At 70.2% G+C, this 20620-nt stretch carries 18 protein-coding genes and 1 tRNA gene; 8 read left to right on the top strand and 11 right to left on the bottom strand.

Going from position 1 to position 20620, the window contains the following annotated elements:
- Positions 1-195: 195 nt before the first annotated feature.
- A complete protein-coding gene (locus tag ACWIGU_RS19155) occupies positions 196-1587 on the bottom strand; it encodes a cystathionine beta-synthase (protein WP_454402298.1) in 1392 nt (463 codons plus the stop codon).
- 171 nt (positions 1588-1758) lie between these two features.
- Here ACWIGU_RS19155 and ACWIGU_RS19150 point away from each other — a divergent pair, with 171 nt between their 5' ends.
- From ACWIGU_RS19150 to ACWIGU_RS19140, 3 genes are all read left to right on the top strand, one after another.
- Positions 1759-2790 (top strand): SGNH/GDSL hydrolase family protein, encoded by a 1032-nt coding sequence (locus ACWIGU_RS19150; RefSeq protein WP_454402296.1) that lies wholly within the window; start codon positions 1759-1761, stop codon positions 2788-2790.
- A gap of 171 nt (positions 2791-2961) precedes the next feature.
- Positions 2962-4182 carry an acetyl-CoA C-acetyltransferase gene (locus ACWIGU_RS19145; protein WP_454402294.1) on the top strand — a complete coding sequence of 407 codons (1221 nt, stop codon included), beginning with the start codon at positions 2962-2964 and terminating at the stop codon, positions 4180-4182.
- Between the two features lie 243 nt (positions 4183-4425).
- Positions 4426-5244, top strand: a complete 819-nt coding sequence (locus ACWIGU_RS19140; RefSeq protein WP_454402292.1) for a hypothetical protein — start codon at positions 4426-4428, stop codon at positions 5242-5244.
- Between the two features lie 52 nt (positions 5245-5296).
- On the opposite strand, the gene ACWIGU_RS19135 is transcribed toward ACWIGU_RS19140, so the two are convergent.
- The gene (locus tag ACWIGU_RS19135) at positions 5297-5608 is read right to left on the bottom strand and encodes a hypothetical protein (RefSeq protein ID WP_356275894.1); all 312 of its coding nucleotides are present in this window, start codon (positions 5606-5608) and stop codon (positions 5297-5299) included.
- A 102-nt stretch (positions 5609-5710) separates the two neighbouring features.
- Between ACWIGU_RS19135 and ACWIGU_RS19130 the strand changes: the two genes are divergently transcribed.
- Positions 5711-5941 (top strand): DUF4287 domain-containing protein, encoded by a 231-nt coding sequence (locus tag ACWIGU_RS19130; protein ID WP_199842040.1) that lies wholly within the window; start codon positions 5711-5713, stop codon positions 5939-5941.
- 139 nt (positions 5942-6080) lie between these two features.
- Here ACWIGU_RS19130 and ACWIGU_RS19125 read toward each other — a convergent pair whose 3' ends face one another.
- From ACWIGU_RS19125 to ACWIGU_RS19110, 4 genes are all read right to left on the bottom strand, one after another.
- The gene (locus tag ACWIGU_RS19125; RefSeq protein ID WP_454402290.1) at positions 6081-6968 is read right to left on the bottom strand and encodes a Bax inhibitor-1/YccA family protein; all 888 of its coding nucleotides are present in this window, start codon (positions 6966-6968) and stop codon (positions 6081-6083) included.
- Positions 6969-7035: 67 nt separating this feature from the next.
- The gene (locus ACWIGU_RS19120; protein WP_454402288.1) at positions 7036-8400 is read right to left on the bottom strand and encodes an MFS transporter; all 1365 of its coding nucleotides are present in this window, start codon (positions 8398-8400) and stop codon (positions 7036-7038) included.
- An 80-nt stretch (positions 8401-8480) separates the two neighbouring features.
- Positions 8481-9656, bottom strand: coding sequence for a 4-hydroxybenzoate 3-monooxygenase (locus tag ACWIGU_RS19115; protein WP_454402286.1), 1176 nt, complete (start codon positions 9654-9656; stop codon positions 8481-8483).
- Between the two features lie 224 nt (positions 9657-9880).
- Positions 9881-9964, bottom strand: a tRNA-Leu gene (locus ACWIGU_RS19110).
- Between the two features lie 391 nt (positions 9965-10355).
- Between ACWIGU_RS19110 and ACWIGU_RS19105 the strand changes: the two genes are divergently transcribed.
- Both ACWIGU_RS19105 and ACWIGU_RS19100 read left to right on the top strand, forming a co-directional pair.
- Positions 10356-11156, top strand: coding sequence for an ABC transporter ATP-binding protein (locus ACWIGU_RS19105; protein ID WP_356275880.1), 801 nt, complete (start codon positions 10356-10358; stop codon positions 11154-11156).
- 69 nt (positions 11157-11225) lie between these two features.
- Positions 11226-13766, top strand: coding sequence for an ABC transporter permease (locus ACWIGU_RS19100; protein WP_454402283.1), 2541 nt, complete (start codon positions 11226-11228; stop codon positions 13764-13766).
- A 62-nt stretch (positions 13767-13828) separates the two neighbouring features.
- Here ACWIGU_RS19100 and ACWIGU_RS19095 read toward each other — a convergent pair whose 3' ends face one another.
- Together ACWIGU_RS19095 and ACWIGU_RS19090 are read right to left on the bottom strand one after the other, a co-directional pair.
- Positions 13829-15127, bottom strand: a complete 1299-nt coding sequence (locus tag ACWIGU_RS19095) for a class I SAM-dependent methyltransferase (protein WP_454402281.1) — start codon at positions 15125-15127, stop codon at positions 13829-13831.
- Between the two features lie 248 nt (positions 15128-15375).
- Positions 15376-16773 carry an NAD(P)/FAD-dependent oxidoreductase gene (locus ACWIGU_RS19090; RefSeq protein WP_454402279.1) on the bottom strand — a complete coding sequence of 466 codons (1398 nt, stop codon included), beginning with the start codon at positions 16771-16773 and terminating at the stop codon, positions 15376-15378.
- Positions 16774-17303: 530 nt separating this feature from the next.
- On the opposite strand from ACWIGU_RS19090, the gene ACWIGU_RS19085 reads away from it, so the two are divergent.
- Positions 17304-17576: a type II toxin-antitoxin system Phd/YefM family antitoxin gene (locus ACWIGU_RS19085; RefSeq protein WP_454402277.1), complete on the top strand. Its 273-nt coding sequence runs from the start codon at positions 17304-17306 to the stop codon at positions 17574-17576.
- Positions 17573-17842: a type II toxin-antitoxin system RelE family toxin gene (locus tag ACWIGU_RS19080; RefSeq protein WP_454402275.1), complete on the top strand. Its 270-nt coding sequence runs from the start codon at positions 17573-17575 to the stop codon at positions 17840-17842. The genes ACWIGU_RS19085 and ACWIGU_RS19080 overlap by 4 nt, the downstream gene beginning before the upstream one ends.
- A gap of 84 nt (positions 17843-17926) precedes the next feature.
- On the opposite strand, the gene ACWIGU_RS19075 is transcribed toward ACWIGU_RS19080, so the two are convergent.
- The 3 genes from ACWIGU_RS19075 to ACWIGU_RS19065 form a co-directional block, all read right to left on the bottom strand.
- Positions 17927-18658: a hypothetical protein gene (locus ACWIGU_RS19075; protein ID WP_454402274.1), complete on the bottom strand. Its 732-nt coding sequence runs from the start codon at positions 18656-18658 to the stop codon at positions 17927-17929.
- A gap of 409 nt (positions 18659-19067) precedes the next feature.
- Entirely contained in the window at positions 19068-20042 is a 975-nt protein-coding gene (locus ACWIGU_RS19070; protein WP_454402272.1) for a Ppx/GppA phosphatase family protein, read from the bottom strand.
- Positions 20039-20569, bottom strand: coding sequence for a DUF501 domain-containing protein (locus ACWIGU_RS19065; protein WP_116512579.1), 531 nt, complete (start codon positions 20567-20569; stop codon positions 20039-20041). The genes ACWIGU_RS19070 and ACWIGU_RS19065 overlap by 4 nt, the downstream gene beginning before the upstream one ends.
- Between the last annotated feature and the right edge of the window lie 51 nt (positions 20570-20620).

The following is a 20620-nucleotide window of genomic DNA, read 5'->3' as shown; positions in this document are numbered from 1 at the left end:
ACCGCGTCCGCAGGCGTCCATGGAGGTCCGGGAGCCGCTCCGGAGGTCCTTGACGCCGCTACAGTGCCGGCCTGGGCGGGGAGCCGCTCCCACCCCTGCCGACACCCACCAATGTGCCGGACCCGTGTTAAGCGGGTGCTGCGCGCACGTGTCGCGCTCGTACCGATTGCACGAACCCGCTCCCGTTGCCTCCCGCTACTTCCCGCCGCTGTTCGCGAGGAAGGACAGCAGGTCCTGACGGCTGACCACACCCTTGGGCTTGCCCTCCACCAGGACGATCGCGGCGTCCGCGGAGCCGAGCACGGACATCAGGTCCTCCACCGGCTCGCCCGAGCCGACCTGCGGCAGCGGGGCCGACATGTGCTTCTCCAGCGGGTCGCCGAGCGAGGCGCGCTGTGTGAACAGGGCGTCGAGCAGCTCCCGTTCGACGACGGACCCGATGACCTCGGCCGCCATCACGTCCGGGTGGCCGGCGCCCGGCTTCACGATGGGCATCTGCGAGACGCCGTACTCGCGCAGCACCTCGATCGCCTCGCCGACGGTCTCCTCCGGGTGCATGTGGACGAGTGACGGCAGCGCGCCGCCCTCCTTGTGCTGGAGCACGTCGCCCACGCGCGCGCTCGTGCCCGTGTCGGCGAGGAAGCCGTAGTCGGCCATCCACTCATCATTGAAGATCTTGCTGAGGTAGCCGCGGCCGCTGTCCGGGAGGAGGACCACCACCACGTCCTCCGGGCCGAGGCGTTCCGCAACGCGCAGGGCCGCCACTACCGCCATGCCGCAGGAGCCGCCCACGAGGAGGCCCTCCTCCTTGGCCAGGCGGCGGGTCATCTGGAAGGAGTCCTTGTCGGAGACCGCGACGATCTCGTCCGCGACCGTGCGGTCGTACGCCGTCGGCCAGAAGTCCTCGCCCACGCCCTCCACGAGGTACGGGCGGCCGGAGCCGCCGGAGTACACCGAGCCCTCCGGGTCGGCGCCGATGACCTGTACGCGGCCCTCGCTCGCGTCCTTCAGATAGCGGCCGGTGCCGGAGATCGTGCCGCCCGTGCCGACGCCCGCCACGAAGTGCGTGATCCTGCCCTCCGTCTGCTCCCACAGCTCGGGGCCGGTGGAGTGATAGTGCGAGAGGGGGTTGTTGGGGTTGCTGTACTGGTCCGGCTTCCAGGCGCCGGGCGTCTCACGCACGAGCCGGTCGGAGACGTTGTAGTACGAGTCCGGGTGCTCCGGGTCCACGGCCGTCGGGCAGACGACGACCTCCGCGCCGTACGCCCGCAGCACGTTGATCTTGTCTGTGGAGACCTTGTCGGGGCACACGAAGATGCACTTGTACCCCTTCTGCTGGGCCACGATGGCCAGGCCGACGCCCGTGTTGCCGCTGGTCGGCTCCACGATCGTGCCGCCGGGCTTGAGCGCGCCGCTCTCCTCCGCCGCCTCGATCATGCGCACGGCGATGCGGTCCTTCACCGAACCGCCGGGGTTGAAGTACTCGACCTTGGCCAGGACGGTTGCCTGAATGCCTTCGGTCACGTTGTTGAGCCTCACGAGCGGGGTGTTGCCGACGAGGCTGATCATCGAGTCGTGGAATTGCACCGTTGTCTCCGGGCTGCGATGGATCTGTGAGGGATCCGCGATGTGATGTGCGGTCAGCGTAAGCCGAGTGCCGCCCCTTCACCGCCTGTTGCGATTGGCCGACCGTACTTACGGGGCAATGACTGGATGTACGGCTGAAAAGGACTACGCAGAGGCAGGTGGCTGCGACGTATGTCGAGGGCGAGGGTGGCACGGCGGATCGCCGCGGGCGCGGCGTACGGCGGCGGCGGTATCGGTCTGGTCGGCGCGGCCGCGGTCGGTCTGGTGATCGCGGAGGTCCAGCTGGCGAAGCGGCAGGTGGGCAACCACAACAGGGGCGGCGTGCAGGTCCCGTCCGCGAACGGTCTTTACGGGAGGGGGTTCGCCGAGCGTACGGCCACGGAGGTGGCGGAGACGGAGCCGCTGCGGTTCGCGATGCTGGGTGACTCGACGGCGGCGGGGCAGGGCGTGCACCGGGCCCGGCAGACCCCGGGCGCGCTGCTCGCCTCGGGGCTCGCGGCGGTGGCCGAGCGGCCGGTGGAGCTGCGCAACGTGGCGCTGCCGGGCGCCAGGTCCGACGATCTGGACCGTCAGGTCGCGGTGATCCTCTCGGATCCGGACTGGGTGCCCGACGTGTGCGTCGTGATGATCGGCGCGAACGACGTGACGCACCGGATGCCGGCCACCCGCTCGGTGCGCCATCTGTCGGCGGCGGTGCGCAGGCTGCGTACGGCGGGGGCGGAGGTGGTCGTGGGGACGTGCCCGGATCTGGGCACGATCGAGCCGGTGAACCAGCCGCTGCGGTATCTGGCCCGGCGGGCCTCGCGGCAGCTGGCGGCGGCGCAGACGATCGGCACGGTGGAGCAGGGCGGGCGCACGGTGTCGCTGGGCGACCTGCTCGGCCCGGAGTTCCAGGCGAACCCGCGGGAGCTGTTCGGTCCCGACAACTTCCACCCGTCGGCGGAGGGGTACGCGACGGCGGCGATGGCGGTGCTGCCGACGCTGTGCGCGTCGCTGGGGCTGTGGCCGGAGGAAGAGCGTCCGGACGTGTCGCGGCGCGAGGGCTTCCTGCCGGTGGCCAGGGCGGCGGCCCAGGCGGCGGAAGAGGGCGGCACGGAGGTGACGGCAGCGATGCCGACGGGTCCGAGGGGGCCGTGGGCTCTGCTCAAGCGGCGTAGGCGCCGGCGCCTGACGACGCAGGACCCGACACCACTGAACATCTAGGGCCTGGCTCCCCCGAGCCAGGCTCCCCCTACCCCGGGGGAGCCCTGAGCAAGCGCTTAGAAAAATGCGGTGGGAGTCACACGCGCACACCGGTGACCCAGACAGTACGTACAGGTAACTTCCCAGCTGGTAGGCGAATAGCTCGTACGCGTAGACCCTCTTGGAGCCGTGATGCCCGAAGCCGTGATCGTCTCGACCGCCCGCTCCCCCATCGGCCGCGCCTTCAAGGGGTCCCTCAAGGACCTGCGCCCGGACGATCTGACCGCCACGATCATCCAGGCCGCGCTGGCCAAGGTCCCCGAGCTCGACCCCCGGGACATCGACGACCTGATGCTCGGCTGCGGTCTGCCCGGCGGCGAGCAGGGCAACAACCTGGGCCGCATCGTGGCCGTGCAGATGGGCATGGACCACCTGCCCGGATGTACGGTCACCCGCTACTGCTCGTCGTCGCTGCAGACCAGCCGCATGGCGCTGCACGCGATCAAGGCCGGTGAGGGTGACGTCTTCATCTCGGCCGGTGTCGAGATGGTGTCGCGCTTCGTGAAGGGCAACTCGGACTCGCTGCCGGACACGCACAACCCGCTGTTCGCCGAGGCCGAGGCCCGTACGGCCGCCGTCGCCGAGTCCGAGGGCGCGAGCTGGCACGACCCGCGCGAGGACGGCCTCGTTCCCGACGCGTACATCGCGATGGGCCAGACCGCCGAGAACCTGGCCCGGGTCAAGGGCGTCACGCGCGCGGACATGGACGCGTTCGGTGTGCGTTCGCAGAACCTGGCCGAGCAGGCCATCAAGAACGGCTTCTGGGAGCGGGAGATCACCCCGGTCACCACCCCCGACGGCACGGTCGTCTCGCAGGACGACGGTCCGCGCGCGGGTGTCACCCTGGAGGGCGTCTCGGGCCTGAAGCCGGTGTTCCGCCCCGACGGCATGGTCACGGCGGCGAACTGCTGCCCGCTCAACGACGGCGCCGCGGCCCTTGTGATCATGTCCGACACGAAGGCCCGCGAGCTCGGCCTGACGCCGCTCGCCCGCATCGTCTCCACCGGCGTCTCGGGCCTGTCCCCCGAGATCATGGGCCTCGGCCCGGTCGAGGCGTCGAAGCAGGCCCTGAAGCGCGCCGGGCTCGGCATCGGCGACATCGACCTGGTCGAGATCAACGAGGCGTTCGCCGCGCAGGTCATCCCCTCCGCGCGTGACCTCGGCATCGACGAGGACAAGCTGAACATCAACGGTGGCGCGATCGCCGTGGGCCACCCCTTCGGCATGACGGGCGCCCGCATCACCGGCACCCTGATCAACAGCCTCCAGTTCCACGACAAGCAGTTCGGCCTGGAGACCATGTGCGTCGGCGGCGGCCAGGGCATGGCGATGGTCATCGAGCGCCTCAGCTGACCCACCGGTCGGGTTGCGCCTCTGCTGAATCGTGATCCAATCTCCCCCAGGATGTGACGTATCTCCTGGGGGAGACGGTTTTTGCAGGTCAGCGGGGCCCTCAGGGCATAACCCCCCTAAACACCCGCCCAAAAGAACTGTCCAATTCGTGACGTAATGCACTGACAGCGGGATGGTCCAGGCTTCAAGCTGATGTAGGAAGTCGGGGGTCGACTTGAAACCGGGAGTACGTCAGTGAGCGCCATGCCTCTTGCTCTGCTCATCGCCACGGCCGCCGCCACGGCCGTGGGCGCCGCTGCCCTGCACACCGTCCACGGACTGCGCAGGCAGATCACCGAACTGCGGGACGAGCTCGCCCATGACCGCGCCATCGGCGCCGGTCGTGGCGTGCCCGCCGCGCGCACCACGCCCGACACCGAGGAGATACGCGCGGCCGTCGCCGACGCCCTCGCCGAGGAGCGGGAGCGCGAGCTCGCCGAAGCGCGGGCCTTCTGGGCCGCGCAGGAGGCACGGGACGCCTCCGACGCACCGTCCATGCTCGGTGGCGCGCTGGGACTCGGTGACGATCTGTTCATGCCGCGCCAGGCCGATTTCGCGGGCCTGGAGCCGGGTCTCGCGGCGGGCCTGGAGCCCGTGGTGGAGCCGGCCGACGCGGGCGCGGACGAGTTCGCGGGGGAATCCGCGGAGCTCGCGGCCGCCCGTCGCCGTCACCCCTCGCACCCCGACTTCGTGCCGGTGCAGTCGCCCGTCTCGGGCGGGAGCAGCGACCACGAGCGGACGGTGGCCTGTCTGGAGGAGCTGGCCGACGCCCGCACCGCGCTCGCCGATGTGCGCCCGGGGCCGCTCGGCACGCTCGACGTGTACGTCTTCGTGGACGGCACGACGCTCTGCATGACGCCCGGGCACCGCGAGACCGCGGAGCAGCTGGCCGCGGCGCTGCGCGAGGGCGAGTCCCCCGTGCTGCTGGGCGGCTCGGGTGTCTCGGGCGCGTACGCGCTCACGTTCGCCTGCGGCCGCGACAACGTCTACATCCTGGCCGACCGGGTCATCGCCTCCGTCTGAGCGCCCCCGCTCTGCCTCCCGCTCCACACATCGAAGAACGCGCCGGGCCGGCTCACACCCCGGCGCGTTTTTGTGCCTCCTCGACGAGCGTGAGCGCCTGGGTCAGCTGGGCCGTGTCCTCCAGGACGACGGCCAGGTCGCGTGCGGCGACGGTGATCTGGTCGGACCCGGCGAACATCCCGGCGTCCGGCATCTCCCGTACGGGTCCCTCGGGGTCCTCCAGGCGCTGCGCCCATGCGGACAGTTCCCTGGCGAGGGCGAGCGCCTCCGCGGCGGCCCCCCGCTGGAGCCTGCTCTGCGGCGCGGCGCGCAGCCGGTCGGCGAATCGGTCCACTGCGTCCGTCAACGGCGTCGTATCGAGCATGCCGCGACCCTATGCGCCTTCCCTCGACTGTTGCCAACAACCGAACGCTCAGGCACGGTGGCCTGAAGGACCGGCTACATCGCAACGCGTCCGGAGGCGCCGATGTCCCAAGTGTTCTCGCAGGAGACCCACCAGAATCTGCTGGCTCGCATCCCCCACTGCACCGGTCGTGAGATCTCCGACTGGCTGCGCACCGTCGAGGAAGGCCCCTGCTTCCTCCGCTTCGAAGACAAGGTCAGCTGGCTGCGCGGGGAGCACGACCTCGCGTACGGCCATGCCAAGGCGATCATCCACGAGTACGACCTGCGGCGGGCCGCCCGCCGCCTGGGCTGAGCATTCCACCCCCGACCCGACCGTCCCCACGACAGCCGCACCCATGAAAGGGCCCGCACACCGTCGGTGCGCGGGCCCTTCTGGGTACTACTGCCGGCCAGGTACTGGTGCCGGCTGGGTACTACTTACTGCCGGCTGATCAGTCGTTGCCCTGCAGGATCGCGATGAGGCGCAGGAACTCGAGGTAGATCCAGACCAGCGTCATCGTGAGGCCGAAGGCCGCGAGCCAGGCCTCCTCGCGCGGGGCGCCGTACGCGATGCCGTCCTCGACCTGCTTGAAGTCGAGAGCGAGGAAGCATGCGCCGAGCAGCACGCCGATGACGCCGAAGAGGATGCCGAGGCCGCCGCTGCGGAAGCCGAGGCCGTCACCGCCGCCGAAGACGGAGAACAGCAGGTTCACCGCCATGAGCAGGATGAAGCCCATGGCCGCGGCCATCACGAAGCCGTAGAACCGGCGGTTGACGCGGATCCAGCCCGCCTTGTACGCGACGAGGACGGCCACGAAGACCGCCATCGTGCCGAGCACGGCCTGCATGGCCGCGCCGCTCGCGATGCGGTTGTCGACGATGCTCGACAGGACGCCGAGGAAGACACCCTCGAGGCCCGCGTACGTGAGGATCAGCGCCGGGGACGCCTTGCGCTTGAACGCCTGGACGAAGCCGAGCACCATCGCGATGAGGCCTGCGCCGATCGCGATGCCGTACGACTTGTTGATGTGCGCGTCGTCGACCGGCAGCAGCGCCCAGGCGAGCGCGGCCGTCACGACGAGGACGCCGAGTGTGGTGGCGGTGCGCATGACGACGTCGTCCATCGTCATGCGACCGGTGGCGGCTGGGGCCTGCGGCGGAGCGCCGTACTGCAGGTCCTGCTGGGCGTAGGGGTTCTGGGCGTACGGGTTGTTGCCGGCGTAGGGGTTCTGCTGGGTGCCGACTGCGGGTCCCCCGGCCTGCGGCTGCGCGTTGAAGCCCGCATAGCCGTTGTCGCGGCTGAACCCCCGTCGCGAGAAGACCGGGTTACTGCTCCTCATCTCACTCCTCCATGGCCACCCTGCGCGGCCTTGCGCTCAAGGGTAATAGGCAGGCAAAGATCCCAGCCTAGTGCTCAGGGAGGATCTTTCCCATCCTGTTACCCGCAACGTCCGGGGCATGCCCGGTGTTCCTCCGAACGAGCGGCACCAGGGAGATGGCGACGGCGCCGAGGACCGCGGCCACGGCGAAGGTGGTGAAGCCGAGGCTCGCGTTGCCTCCGGCGACGACCGCGCCGCCCAGCCAGGGTCCGACGACGGCTCCGGTGCGGCCCACGCCGGTGATCCAGCCGAGGCCGGTGGCGCGCTGGCCGGGCGTGTACACGGAAGGGGCAGCCGCGTAGACCATGACCTGGGCGGAGAACAGCCAGACGCCGGTGACGAAGACCAGGGCGTACGCGACGCCGAGCGGCAGGTGGGCGCGGAGCAGGAAGGCGCCGCAGGCGGTCAGGACGAACCAGAGCGCGGACACCCTGGCCGCGCCGAACCGGTCGGCCGCGCGGCCCGCGACGAGCATGCCGACGATGCCGCCCGCGTTGATCACCATGAGGAAGGTGACCGACGAGGAGAGCGAGTAGCCGGAGGCGCGCATCAGCTCGGGGAGCCAGGTGGAGACGCCGTAGACGAGGAGCAGGCCGGCGAAGGAGGCGACCCACAGGAGCGGGGTCGCGGCGCGGGTGCCGGGTGCGAAGAGCGACGCGACGGCGGCGAAGCGGCCCTTGGCGCCGGCGGCGGGGGCCTCGGCGCGGGTCGGCTCGGGCAGCCCGTAGCGGGCGGCGACGGCGTTCGCGTCGGCGGTGCGCCCCTTGGCGAACAGGACGGCCGGGGACTCGGGCAGCCACTTCAGGACGAGGGGGACGGCGACGACGGCCGGGATGACGCCGGCCCAGAAGACGACGCGCCAGCCGTGGTCGGGGCCGAGCGCGAGGCCGAGGCCCGTCGCGGCCATGCCGCCCGCGTGGTACGAGGTCATCATCAGGCCGGTGGCGAGGGCGGCCCTGCGGGGCGGGGCGAACTCGGCGACGATCGCGAGCCCGATCGGCATCAGGCCGCCGAGGCCGAGCCCGGCGAGGAAGCGGCCCCCGCCGAACACGGCGGCGCTCGGGGCGAGCGCGCACACGGCGGAGCCTGCGGAGAAGAGGACGACGGAGCCGGTGACCATCGGCTTGCGGCCGAGCCAGTCGGTCAGCGTGCCGCAGCCGAGCGCGCCGATCAGCATGCCGAACGTGGTCCAGGAGCCGATCGTGCCGGCGGTGGACGCGGTGAAGCCGAAGCCCTTGTCGTCGAGGAGGTGCGGCATGACGGCGCCGTAGATGTTGACGTCCATGCCGTCGAAGAAGACGACGAGCCAGCACAGGGCGATGACGGGGGCGACGGCCCTGAAGGTGCGGGGCGGGGAGGGTATGGCGGTGCCGTGGGAGGTGTCGGGGGACATGAGCACTCACTTCGTCGTGCGTACGCGGGGGACGGGTGTACGGCGGTTCGTGGGCGGTGCGGTGGTGCGGTGGTGCGGGCTCAGTCGAGGGGGAAGCCCGTGTAGCCCTCGGCGAGGTCGGTCCCGGCGGCGGGCGAGGCCGTGATCCGGTCGAGGTGGGCGCGCTGGATGCGGTCGTCGAAGGGCGTCGAGCCGGGGGCGCGGTGCAGCATCGTCGTCATCGCGTACGAGAACCGCTCGGCCTGCCAGACACGGCGCAGGCAGGTCTGCGAGTAGGCGTCGAGGCGCTCGGTGGAGCCGGTCTTCTGGCGGTGGGCCAGGGCGCGGGCGAAGGTGACGACGTCGCCGACGGCGAGGTTGAGGCCCTTGGCGCCGGTCGGCGGGACGATGTGGGCGGCGTCCCCGGCGAGGAAGAGCCGTCCGTGGCGCATCGGCTCGTGGACGTAACTCCTCATCGGCGTGACGGACTTGGAGGTGATGGTGCCGCGCTCCAGCTTCCAGCCGTCGTCGGTCTCCAGGCGGCGGTCGAGTTCGTCCCAGATCTCCTCGTCGCTCCAGTCGTGGGCGTTCGTCGCCTCGGGGACCTGGAGGTACGCGCGCGTGACGGACGGGGAGCGCATGGACAGGAGGGCGAAGCCGCGGTCGTGGCGGGCGTAGACCAACTCGTCGTGGGACGGGGCGACATCGGCGAGGATGCCGAGCCAGCCGAAGGGGTACGTGCGCTCGAAGACCTGGGAGACGTCGGCGGGTACGGCCTTGCGGCCCACGCCCCACGAGCCGTCGCAGGCGACGACGTAGTCGCAGTCGAGGACGTCCTCGCGGCCCTCGTGGCGATAGCGGATCCGCGGGTGCTCGCTCTCGGCGTCCTCGACGGCCAGCGCCTCCGCCTCGAAGAGCAGCGGGCCTCCCTCGGCGAGCTGGAGGGCGATGAGGTCCTTGCACACCTCGGTCTGGGCGTAGACCATCACGGACCTGCCGCCGGTCAGGGCGGGGAAGTCGACGCGGTGGCGGCGCCGGTCGAAGCGCAGCTCGATGCCGTCGTGCGGGAGGCCCTCGCGGTCCATGCGCTCCGCCGCGCCCGCCGCGCGCAGTACGTCGACGGTGCCCTGCTCCAGGATCCCGGCGCGCTGGCGCTGTTCGACGTACGCGCGGTCGCGGCCCTCCAGGACGACGGAGTCGATTCCGGCGTTGTGCAGGAGCCGGGCGAGGAGCAGTCCGGCGGGGCCCGCTCCGATGATGCCGACGGTGGTGCGCATGGGTACCTTCTTTTTCGTTCAGCCTTGTTCGCGTGGTGAACTTTCGTTCATAATGTGCTCAGCGGAGTCTCCGCCCGGCTCGACACGCTGTCAACGGTCCGGGCGGAGAAAACGGAGAATGCGAGGGCTTCCGGGGGGCACAAAAAGACGCCGCGGCGATCGGATGCGATCGGCACGCGGCGAAGGGAAACGGCTCGGTCGGGAGCGGCAGGGAAAGTGGGAGGTGCCCGGAACCGGACTTGAACCGGTACGCCCGCGAAGGGGCAGCGAGGTTTAAGCTCGCCGTGTCTGCATTCCACCATCCGGGCAGGCCGTGGGCTCCGCAACGAGGTTCCGAGCCTATCGGGACAGATCCCCCGAACAGCGGAACGTCCCCTCGATGTTGTCTTATTTTATTGAGGTCTGAGGGTGCATCAGACCACGGTAGCCGCCATCCGCACATGCCGCAGGCCCTTCCACACCCCTCGGCGCCCTCACCCCCGTCACCGTGGATTGACGGGATTTCACCTCCCGCGGTGATCTTCGCTCTCAGGGTCCCGGGTCATCCCCAGGTATGACCCGGGCGGCCCCGGTCCCCCCGAAGTCGCCCCCAGGAACCGGAACAGCGGCTGACTTCACGCGCCGAGACGGCCACGACGATGGAGAGGTCCCTCCAACGGGACCCCGTCCCCACCCGTCGTCCGACAGGAGCACCCTTCCGTGACCACCACCCCCATCGCCCACAAGGCCACCGCAGTGGCCGCGCGCGCCACGGATCTGTCCAAGGTCTACGGACAGGGCGAGACCCAGGTGGTCGCCCTCGACCGGGTCTCCGTCGACTTCCGCCAGGCCGAGTTCACCGCGATCATGGGCCCCTCCGGGTCCGGCAAGTCGACCCTGATGCACTGCGTCGCCGGCCTCGACAACTTCTCGTCGGGCTCCGTGCGCATCGGCGACACCGAGCTGGGGTCCCTCAAGGACAAGCAGCTCACCAAGCTCCGCCGGGACAAGATCGGCTTCATCTTCCAGGCGTTCAACCTGCTGCCCACCCTGACGGCCCTGGAGAACATCACGCTCCCCATGGACATCGCGGGCCGCAAGGCGGACAAGCAGTGGCTGGAGAACGTGATCGCGATGGTGGGCCTGTCCGACCGGCTCGGCCACCGGCCCTCGGAGCTCTCCGGCGGTCAGCAGCAGCGCGTGGCCGTGGCCCGTGCGCTGGCCTCCCGGCCCGAGATCATCTTCGGTGACGAGCCGACCGGAAACCTCGACTCGCGCTCCGGCGCCGAGGTCCTCGGCTTCCTGCGCAACTCCGTGCGGGAGCTGGGCCAGACCGTCGTCATGGTCACCCACGACCCGGTCGCCGCCGCCTACGCGGACCGCGTGATCTTCCTCGCCGACGGCCGCGTCGTCGACGAGGTGTACGCCCCGACGGCCGACTCGGTCCTGGACCGGATGCCGCGTTCTTCTGGGGGGTCGCCCCAGACCCCCGGCTTCGACGCCAAGGGCCGCACCAGCTGACGCCCGCCCGCACAGCCACCGCCCCGCCGCCTCGACGCTTCGTCGCCGTACCCCTGGACTGAGAAACCCATGTTCCGTACCGCCTTGCGCAATGTGTTCGCGCACAAGGCCAGGCTCCTGATGACCGTGCTCGCCGTCATGCTCGGCGTCGCCTTCGTCTCCGGCACCCTGGTCTTCACCAACACCATCTCCGACGCCTTCCAGAAGAGCTCCGCCAAGGGCTTCGACCAGGTCGACGTCGCCGTCACGCCCAAGAGCGCCGAGTCGAAGGGCGACAAGCTCGCCAAGGACCCGAAGCTCACGCAGGCGACCCTCGACCGGGCCGCGAAGACGCCGGGCGCCGCGTCCGCCATCGGCGTCGTCGGCGGCTTCGCGGCCGTCGCCGACAAGGACGGCAAGCTCGTCGGCAACGGCTTCTCCACCCAGGGCGCCAACTACTGGGGCTCCCCCAAGAACACAGACCCGCGCTACCCCCTCAAGAGCGGCAGGGCGCCCAGCGGCAAGGGCGAGGTGGCGCTCGACTCGCAGACCGCGAAGCGCGCCGGCTACAAGGTCGGCGACACCGTACGGATGTCCATCGACGGGCCCGTCCTGACGCCCACCGTCACCGGCATCTTCACCACCGAGGACGGCAACGTCGCGGCCGGCGGCAGCCTCGCCCTGTTCGACACGGCGACCGCACAGCAGCTCCTGCACAAGCAGGGCTCGTACGACGAGATCGACGTCAAGGCCGCCGCGGGCACCAGCCAGGCCGCCCTGCGGAGCGCGCTCGACAAGGCCCTGCTGAAGGACCGGGCCGAGACCACGACCGGCAAGCAGCTCGCCGACGACCAGGCCGAGCAGATCTCCTCCAGCATGAGCTCGATGAAGTCGAGCCTGCTGGTCTTCGCCGGGATCGCGCTCTTCGTCGGCGTCTTCATCATCGCCAACACGTTCACGATGCTCGTCGCCCAGCGCACCAAGGAACTCGCGCTCATGCGGGCCGTCGGCGCCTCGCGCAGGCAGGTCACGCGCTCCGTCCTCGCGGAGGCGTTCGTCGTCGGCGCGGTCGCGGCCGTCACCGGTCTGGCGGCGGGCATCGGCATCGGCGCCGGGATGCGCTCCCTGATGGGCGCGACCGACGCGCAGATCCCCGACGGGCCGCTCGTGGTCTCGCCCGGCACGATCGCCACGTCCCTCGTCGTCGGCGTCGTCATCACGATGCTGGCCGCGTGGCTGCCCGGCCGCCGCGCCGCGAAGATCCCGCCGGTCGCGGCGATGAGCAGCGTGCACGCCACGGCGACCACCCGCTCCCTCGTCGTACGGAACACGATCGGCGCGCTGTTCGCGGCGGCCGGCATCGCCTCCTCCCTCTACGCGACGACGATGAGCGACGGCACCTCGGCGCAGGCCCCCCTTGGCCTCGGCGCGGCCCTCCTCGTGATCGGCGTCTTCGTCCTCACCCCGCTGTTCTCGCGCCCGCTGATCGCGGCCGCGGGGCCGGTCCTGCGCGTCTTCGGGATCTCCGGGAAGCTGGCCCGCCAGAACGCCGTCCGCAACCCGCGCCGCACCGCCGCGACCGCCTCCGCCCTGATGATCGGCCTCACGCTGATCACCGGCCTGACCGTCATCGCGGGCAGCGCCCAGCAGGCCATCGACAAGATGGCGTCGTCCGCCCTCAAGGCCGACTACGTCGTCTCCATGGCGAACAGGAACTCCCTGTCCCCCGAGGTCGCCGGCAAGCTCGCCGGGGTCGACGGCGTCACCGCCACCAGTGGCCTGGGCAACGCGCCCTCGCGCATCGACGGGAAGACCGAGTTCCTGACCGGCGTCAACGGCGCGACGATCGGCTCGCTGACCGACCTCGAGGTCGACAGCGGCACCTTCCGGATCGGCGGCCGTGACGTCGTCGTGGACGACGAGACCGCGAAGGACCACGGCTGGCGCGCCGGCTCGACGTTCACCACGAACTTCGAGGACGGCAAGAAGCAGCGGCTGACCGTCGCCGGGGTCTACGAGGGCAACGAGATGATGCGCGGCATCATGCTGGACTCCGCCGTCCTGACCCCGCACGTCACGGACCCGTCCGACATGCAGGTCATGGTGAAGACCGACGGCGGCGCGTCCGCCGCGGCAAAGGACCGCATCGAGAAGGCGCTCGGCGACAACCCGGCGATCCTCGTCCAGGACAAGCAGGACATCTCCAACGAGATCTCGAAGATGTTCACGCTGATGCTGAACATGCTCTACGGCCTGCTCGCCATGGCGGTCGTCGTCGCCGTCCTCGGCGTCATCAACACCCTCGCCATGTCCGTCTTCGAGCGCTCGCAGGAGATCGGCATGCTGCGCGCGATCGGCCTCGACCGCAAGGGCATCAAGCGCATGGTGCGCCTGGAGTCCCTGGTGATCTCGCTGTTCGGCGGTGTGCTCGGCGTCGGCCTCGGCGTGTTCTTCGGCTGGGCGGCAGGCAGGCTCCTGGCGCTGACCCTGTCGACGTACGAGCTGGTCCTGCCCTGGGGCCGGATCGGGATCTTCCTCGCGCTGGCCGCCCTCGTCGGCATCCTGGCGGCCCTGTGGCCGGCGCGCCGCGCGGCCCGGCTGAACATGCTCGCGGCCATCAAGTCGGAGTAGCGGTACGACGGATGGGGCGCACCGGCCGAGTGCCGGTGCGCCCCATCCGTGTGTCCGGGCCGTCAGTTCCAGGTACGCGCGCGCAGGGGCATACCCGGATCGCCCGACAGGGGCGTCTTCACGGCGAGGATCTGGTTCACCCCGATCTTGTTGCGCTCGAAGCTCAGCGCGCACGCGGCCATGTAGAGGCGCCAGATGCGGGCCCGGCCGGGGCTCGTGAACTTCACGGCCGCGGGCCAGCCGGCCTCCAGGTTGGCCACCCAGCGGCGCAGCGTGAGCGCGTAGTGCTCCCGGATCGCCTCCAGGTCCCGGACCTCGAAGCCGGCCTGCTCCAGGAGCCCGGTGGTCGTGCCGACCGGCGCGAGCTCCCCGTCCGGGAAGACGTACGCGTCGATGAACTCGTCGACCTCGTACGCCGACTCGTCCTTCTGGGGGCGCCGGCCGATCTGGTGGTTGAGGAGCCTGCCGCCCGGCTTGAGGAGGGCATAGAGCGCCTCGGCGTACTCGAGGTACCGCGCGGAGCCGACGTGTTCGGCCATGCCGATGGACGAGATCGCGTCGAACGGGCCGTCGCGCACGTCGCGGTAGTCCTGGACCCGGATCTCCACCCGGTCGGTGAGCCCCTCCTCGGCCACCCGCTTACGGGCGTACGCGGCCTGCTCCTGCGAGAGGGTGACGCCGACGACGCTGACGCCGTACTCGCGGGCCGCGTGGATGGCCATGGAGCCCCAGCCGCAGCCGACGTCGAGCAGGCGCTGACCGGGCGCGAGGCCGAGCTTGCGGGAGATGAGTTCGAGCTTGTCGCGCTGGGCGTCCTCGAGCGTGCCGTCCGGCGAGTCCCAGTACGCGCACGAGTAGACCATCGAGGGGCCGAGCACCATCTCGTAGAAGTCGTTGCCGACGTCGTAGTGGTGGCTGATGGCCCGTCGGTCGCTGCCCTTGGTGTGCAGATGGAGGCGGCCTCGCCTGCGCATCTCCTCGGCGGGCGGGGCGGGCGGCAGGAAGGGCCCGGCGAGCTTGACCAGCTCGGCGACGGCGGATCTGACCCGAGGCTCCTTCAGGGCCTCGGCGAGGCCCCTGCTGTCCTCCTCGGGGCGTTCCCAGATGAGTCCGGCCATCCGGTCGAGGGCTTCGTACAGATCGCCCTCCACATCCAGGTCACCGGCCACCCAGGCGCGGGCCAGGCCGAGTTCTCCCGGCTTCCACAACAGGCGGCGCAGGGCGCGGCGGTTGCGTACGACGAGAGTGGGTCCGGCGGGCGGCCCGGCCTCCGAACCGTCCCAGGCGCGAAGCCTGACGGGCAGCGGTGTTCCGAGCAGTTGTTCGGCGAGGTTCTTCAGCCGCTGTGCGGCGTCCTGCATGGCGCACACCTCCGTGATGGGAGACGATCCCGGAATCGTCCAACACCACGTAAACACCAACGGGGCGCTCTCGCAGTCCCGTTACTGCGTTACGGATCGGCAAAATACATGTAGCGAGCATGTATATCGGCGCGCCGGGGCGGCGGCCGCGTCGGTTTCCCTGCCGTCCCGGGCGGCTCCGGGAACGCCGAAGGGGCGCTCGCACCACGGATGGCGAGCGCCCCTTCAGGGGTGGTACGGGACCGGGGTCAGGAGGCCTTGGCCTTCTCCTCGACCTTCGGAGCCTCGGCGACGGCCGGGGCCGGCGCCGGCTTGGCGGCCTCGTAGAACTCCTCGCGGGGAGACTCGAGGGCACCGAGCGCGGTGATGTCGCGCTTCTGGAACATGTTGAGCGTCCACTCGGCGATGACGCGCGTCTTGCGGTTCCAGGTCGGCATGGCGAGCCCGTGGTAGCCACGGTGCATGTACCAGGCGAGACGGCCCTTGAGCTTGATCTTCATCTTGCCCATGACGATCATCGCGACGCCCTTGTGCAGGCCGAGACCCGCCACCGCGCCCTTGTTGCTGTGGCTGTACTCCTTCTGCGGGAAGCCCCGCATGCCGGAGACCACGTTGTCGCCGAGGACCTTGGCCTGGCGCATGGCGTGCTGGGCGTTCGGCGGGCACCAGGCGCGCTCGGCCGGCGTGCCGTTCTTGATGGCCACCAGGTCCGGGACCTGGGCGTTGTCGCCCGCGGCCCAGATGTAGTCGCTGCCCTGGACCTGGAGGGTGGCCTGGGTGTCCACGTGGCCGCGCGGGCCGAGCGGGAGACCGAAGCGCGCGAGGGCCGGGTTCGGCTTGACGCCGGCGGTCCACACGACGGTGTTGGAGTCGACCTCGAGGCCGTTGCTGAGCACGACGTGACCGTCGACGCAGGAGGGCATCGTGGTCTTCAGGTAGATCTCGATACCGCGGGACTCCAGGTGCTTCTTGCCGTACTGGCCGAGCTCGGGCCCGACCTCGGGCAGCACCTTGTCGGCGGCGTCGACGAGCACGAAGCGCATGTCCTCGCGCTTCACGTTCTTGTAGAACTTGGCCGCGTCGCGGGCCAGGTCCTCGACCTCACCGATCGTCTCGGCGCCCGCGAAGCCACCGCCGACGAACACGAAGGTGAGCGCCTTGCGGCGGATCTCCTCGTCGTTCGTGGACTCGGCCTTGTCGAGCTGCTCGAGCACGTGGTTGCGCAGGCCGATGGCCTCCTCGACGCCCTTCATGCCGATGCCGACCTCGGCGAGGCCCGGCGTCGGGAAGGTGCGGGAGACCGCGCCGAGCGCGATCACCAGGTAGTCGAAGGGAACCTCGTACGCCTCGCCGACGAGCGGGGCGACCGTGGCGACCTTGCGGTCCTGGTCGATGGTGGTGACCCGGCCGGTGAGAATCTCGGCTCCGGGCACAGCGCGTCGCAGCGGGACGACGACGTTGCGCGGCGAGATGCTGCCGGCTGCGGTTTCGGGGAGGAAGGGCTGGTAAGTCATGTACGAGCGCGGGTCCACGACCGTGACGGTCGCTTCCGCATAACGCATCTTCTTGAGAATGCGTCGTGCTGCGTACAGGCCTACGTACCCACCGCCTACTACGAGGATCCTGGGACGCTCCGTGGTGCTCATGCCATCGAGTATCCACCCGTCAGGAGGGGGTCGCTCGTGCGCCCCTTCACAAGCTCGGGTAGCACCTCTGCTACACTGCGCCGCCCACGTGACGGAGGTCATGGTGCTCGCGGGGAACCACGGTATATCGCTGGTCGTTACACACCCCTCTTGAGCTGCCGCTCCGGGCATTCGGCGGGGGTGGACCACTCACCCGGTTCACCTGCCCGCAACAAGCGTGGAACACGCGGCGCGATGTCCGCCAGGGCGCAGCGGACCCCTCCGGAGGGCCTTACGGCCCAGAACCTCGCCCAAGAGTGCCGAATTCCTTGTGAAGAACTTCACGAACTTTCCCGAGGGCGTGTCGCCGGAACCCCCCACACCCCCCTTCATGGCGCCCGGATGACCCCTGGGCCGCTCAAACGAAGGCGGCCGTGGGGCCTGGCACCGATCGAAAGGGGCCACGGAAGGGGTCGCAAGAGGAGCCGGGGGAGCACTTACGCGACTCGCGCACCTAACATGGTGTACACGGAGATGCGTACACTTGGTCCATGACCGACCACACAGTGACCGTCAGGGAAGCACGCGCGCACCTCGCGGAACACATCAACCAGGCCGAGGAAGGCAATCCGACGGTCATCACGCGCAACGGCACCCCGGTCGCCGCAGTCGTGCCGATCACCGACTTCGAAGCACTGGAGGAGGCGGCCGACGTGCTGCTGGCCCGGGAGGCGGAAGCGGTCCTGGCCGACGGCGGGCCCACCGTCTCGATGGCCGAGCTGCTGGCGGATCTGTTCAGCGAGCGTGGTGAAGGCGCCGCGTGAAGTACGCGTTCCGTTTCACCACGGCAGCACAGCGGCAGCTACGGGCCATCAGTCGGCTGGACGCCATGCGCATCCTGACCGCGCTGACCGCGCTCGGCGACGATCCGTACCGCGAGGACGCCGACGTCAAGAAACTCACCGGCCCGTCCGGGCTCTACCGGCTCCGGGTCGGCAGTTACCGGGTCGCCTACCAGATCAACGACGGTGAACTCGTCATTCTCGTCGTCAAGGTGGGCGACCGCCGGGACGTCTACCGCAACCCCTGAGCGCCCTCGGTCTGCTATGTGCTCGGGAGAGCTGTGAAACACCGCACCGCCGCCACCGCCCTTAAGGGATGACTCGATGACGGTTCAGACGTAGGGACTTGTCGAGCTGTACAGGGTCTCCGGGCTGTCGGGGACGAAGGTGTACTGCCTGGCGTCGGGTTGGCGGTGGCGGCCGGACTGGCTCACGTCGTGTGCCGGGGCCTTCGGCATCAGTCGTCCTTCGGCGGCAAGCGTCTGTGCTCGCACGAGCAGGTCCTTCGAGTTCAGGCCGAGTTCTTCCGCAACGGTCTGAAGGTCCAGGCCGGATTGCCAGCTCCACTGCAATACGGAGTCCATCCCGGCCGTCCAGGTCACCGCGACACCCGAAGTCCCGCTCTCCACCACAGGTGGATGGGCAGGCGACACGGCTTCCGGGCGCGGATGGGGCACATGGGCTTGCACAGCTTTGATGTGAGGCTCCCCTTCGAGATCCGGGACAGGCGAAGGCGACTGCGGAATCGCCTCGGCAGGAGGGCTGACCGGCGGAGCCGGCTGTGCGGACGTTTCTGCAGGAGGGTTGAGCAACTGGTCAGCAAGGGTACGGGCGTCCCCCTTGCCGACCGTACGGCGTGCGACGCGTACCTCGCGTTCGTTCAAACCCATCAGGTCGGCTACGGCTGCGTCGCTGCCGACAGTCACGGCAAACGCGGCCAGTGCCCTCGTCCGGCTGGCCATCGCCTCGTCCATCACCCCCTGCGCCTCCCGCACCCGATCATCAGTGCTGCAGAACGCCTCGGCCAGCAGCGTGTTGCGTTCCCATAGTTCACGTGGCTCCACGCAGGCATCAACGCTTCTTCGCCGTCCGCGACACCCCATCGCGGCCGCACCACCCGAAGGGCCCATCACAGCCATGGACGGCAGCTGATCACAACAACCGATCCTCAGCACCCAAGTGGGGCCACATCACCTTGGTACAGGGGCGTGAATCAAACCGCCTCCCGCCCCCTCCAGCCTGTCCATGGAGCCACATCAGATCCGTGCAGTGGAACCGATCCCAAGAGCGACACCGCCAGCACCGCGACCAGATCCGGAACGGGAAGCGAGAGCGCCCCCACCGGCACCCCCTCGGCCCCGGCCGCACCTGCGGCCCCCGCAGCACCGGCCACGCCGATGGCCGCGCCGCAGGGCGAGGACACCGCCACCACCATCGCGCGGCTCACCGCCGAACTCACCGGCGCGCGCCGAGTCAGTCGCCCTTTCGGCCCGCTTCGATGTCTTCTGCCAATTTGTAGGCGATGCCGTCGAGGATGTCGTGCTCGCTCACCACGACCTCCTTGGCGCCGATCCACTCCATGATCAGGCGCAGCACCAGGGCGCCGGAGGCGATGACGTCGACACGGCCCGGGTGGATGACCGGGTTCAGGGAGCGCTGGTCGTGCGTGGACGTCACCAGCCAGTCCGTGAGCTCGGCGACCCGCTCGTAGGAGATACGGGAGTGGTGGATGGCCACCGAGTCGTACTCGTTCAGGCCGAGCGCGAGGGCGGCGACCGTCGTCACGGAGCCGGCGAGGCCGACGAGCGTGCGGGCCGCGGTCAGGGGGACGGTCTGCGTCACGAGGTCGAGGGCCGCGACGATGTCCTCGCGGATCCGCTCGATCTGCGCGGGCGTCGGCGGGTCGGTGACCGTGCCGTCCGCCCCCACGAGGTGGCGCTCCGTCATACGGACGCACCCGATGTCGACGGAGCGCGCGGCCATGACCGTGTCCTCGCCGACGACGAACTCCGTCGAGCCGCCGCCGATGTCCACGACCAGGTAGGGCTTGTCGAGGTCGGCCCGGCCCGTCAGCTCCTTCGTCGCGCCGGTGAAGGAGAACTCGGCCTCCTGGTCACCGGTGATGACCTCGGGCTCGACGCCCAGGATGTCCATGACCCCGCGCACGAAGTCGTCCCGGTTCTCGGCGTCGCGGGACGCGGACGTGGCCACGAACCGGATCTTCTCGGCGCCGTGCGCCTTGATGACCTCGGCGTACTCGCGGCAGGCCGCGAAGGTGCGCTCCAGCGCCTCGGGCGCGAGGCGTCCCGTGCGGTCCACGCCCTGCCCGAGCCGCACGATCGTCATGCGGCGGTCCAGCTCGACGAGTTCGCCCGTCACGGGGTCGGCGTCGGCGACGAGCAGGCGGATCGAGTTCGTGCCGCAGTCGACGGCGGCGACGCGGGTCACTCGCTCTCCTCGGGCGCGGCCGACACGCACGGGCCCTTCGCCCACCACTCGGGCAGCATCGCGATGGCCTCGTCGCCGAGCGGGTTCACGCCCGGGCCCGCGGCCAGCGAGTGGCCGACCAGGACGTGCAGGCACTTCACCCGGTCCGGCATGCCGCCCGCGCTCGGGAAGCCCTCGAGGACCTCGATGGCGTCGCGGCGCGCGATGTAGTCCTCGTGCGCCTTGCGGTACGCGTCCGCGAGCTCGGGGTCCGTCTGAAGGCGCTCCGTCATCTCCTTCATGACGCCGTTCGCCTCCAGGGTGCCGATCGCGGACGCGGCGCGCGGGCACGTGAGGTAGTACGTCGTCGGGAAGGGCGTGCCGTCCTCGAGGCGCGGGGCCGTCTCGACCACGTCCGGGTTGCCGCACGGGCAGCGGTGGGCGATGGCCCGCAGGCCGCGCGGCGGGCGGCCGAGCTGCTCCTTGAACGCCTGGATGTCGGCGTCCGTGGGCGTGGTCGGCTCGGTCTGGGGCGGGGGCGTGTCCATGCCTGGGGGCTTTCCTTCAGTGAACTTCGGTGGGGGTACTACGGGTTCGGG

The sequence above is a fragment of the Streptomyces sp. NPDC055400 genome (genome assembly GCF_053644375.1).
Note: the sequence above shows the minus strand (reverse complement) of the source record. Positions and strands in the feature narration are given on the sequence as shown.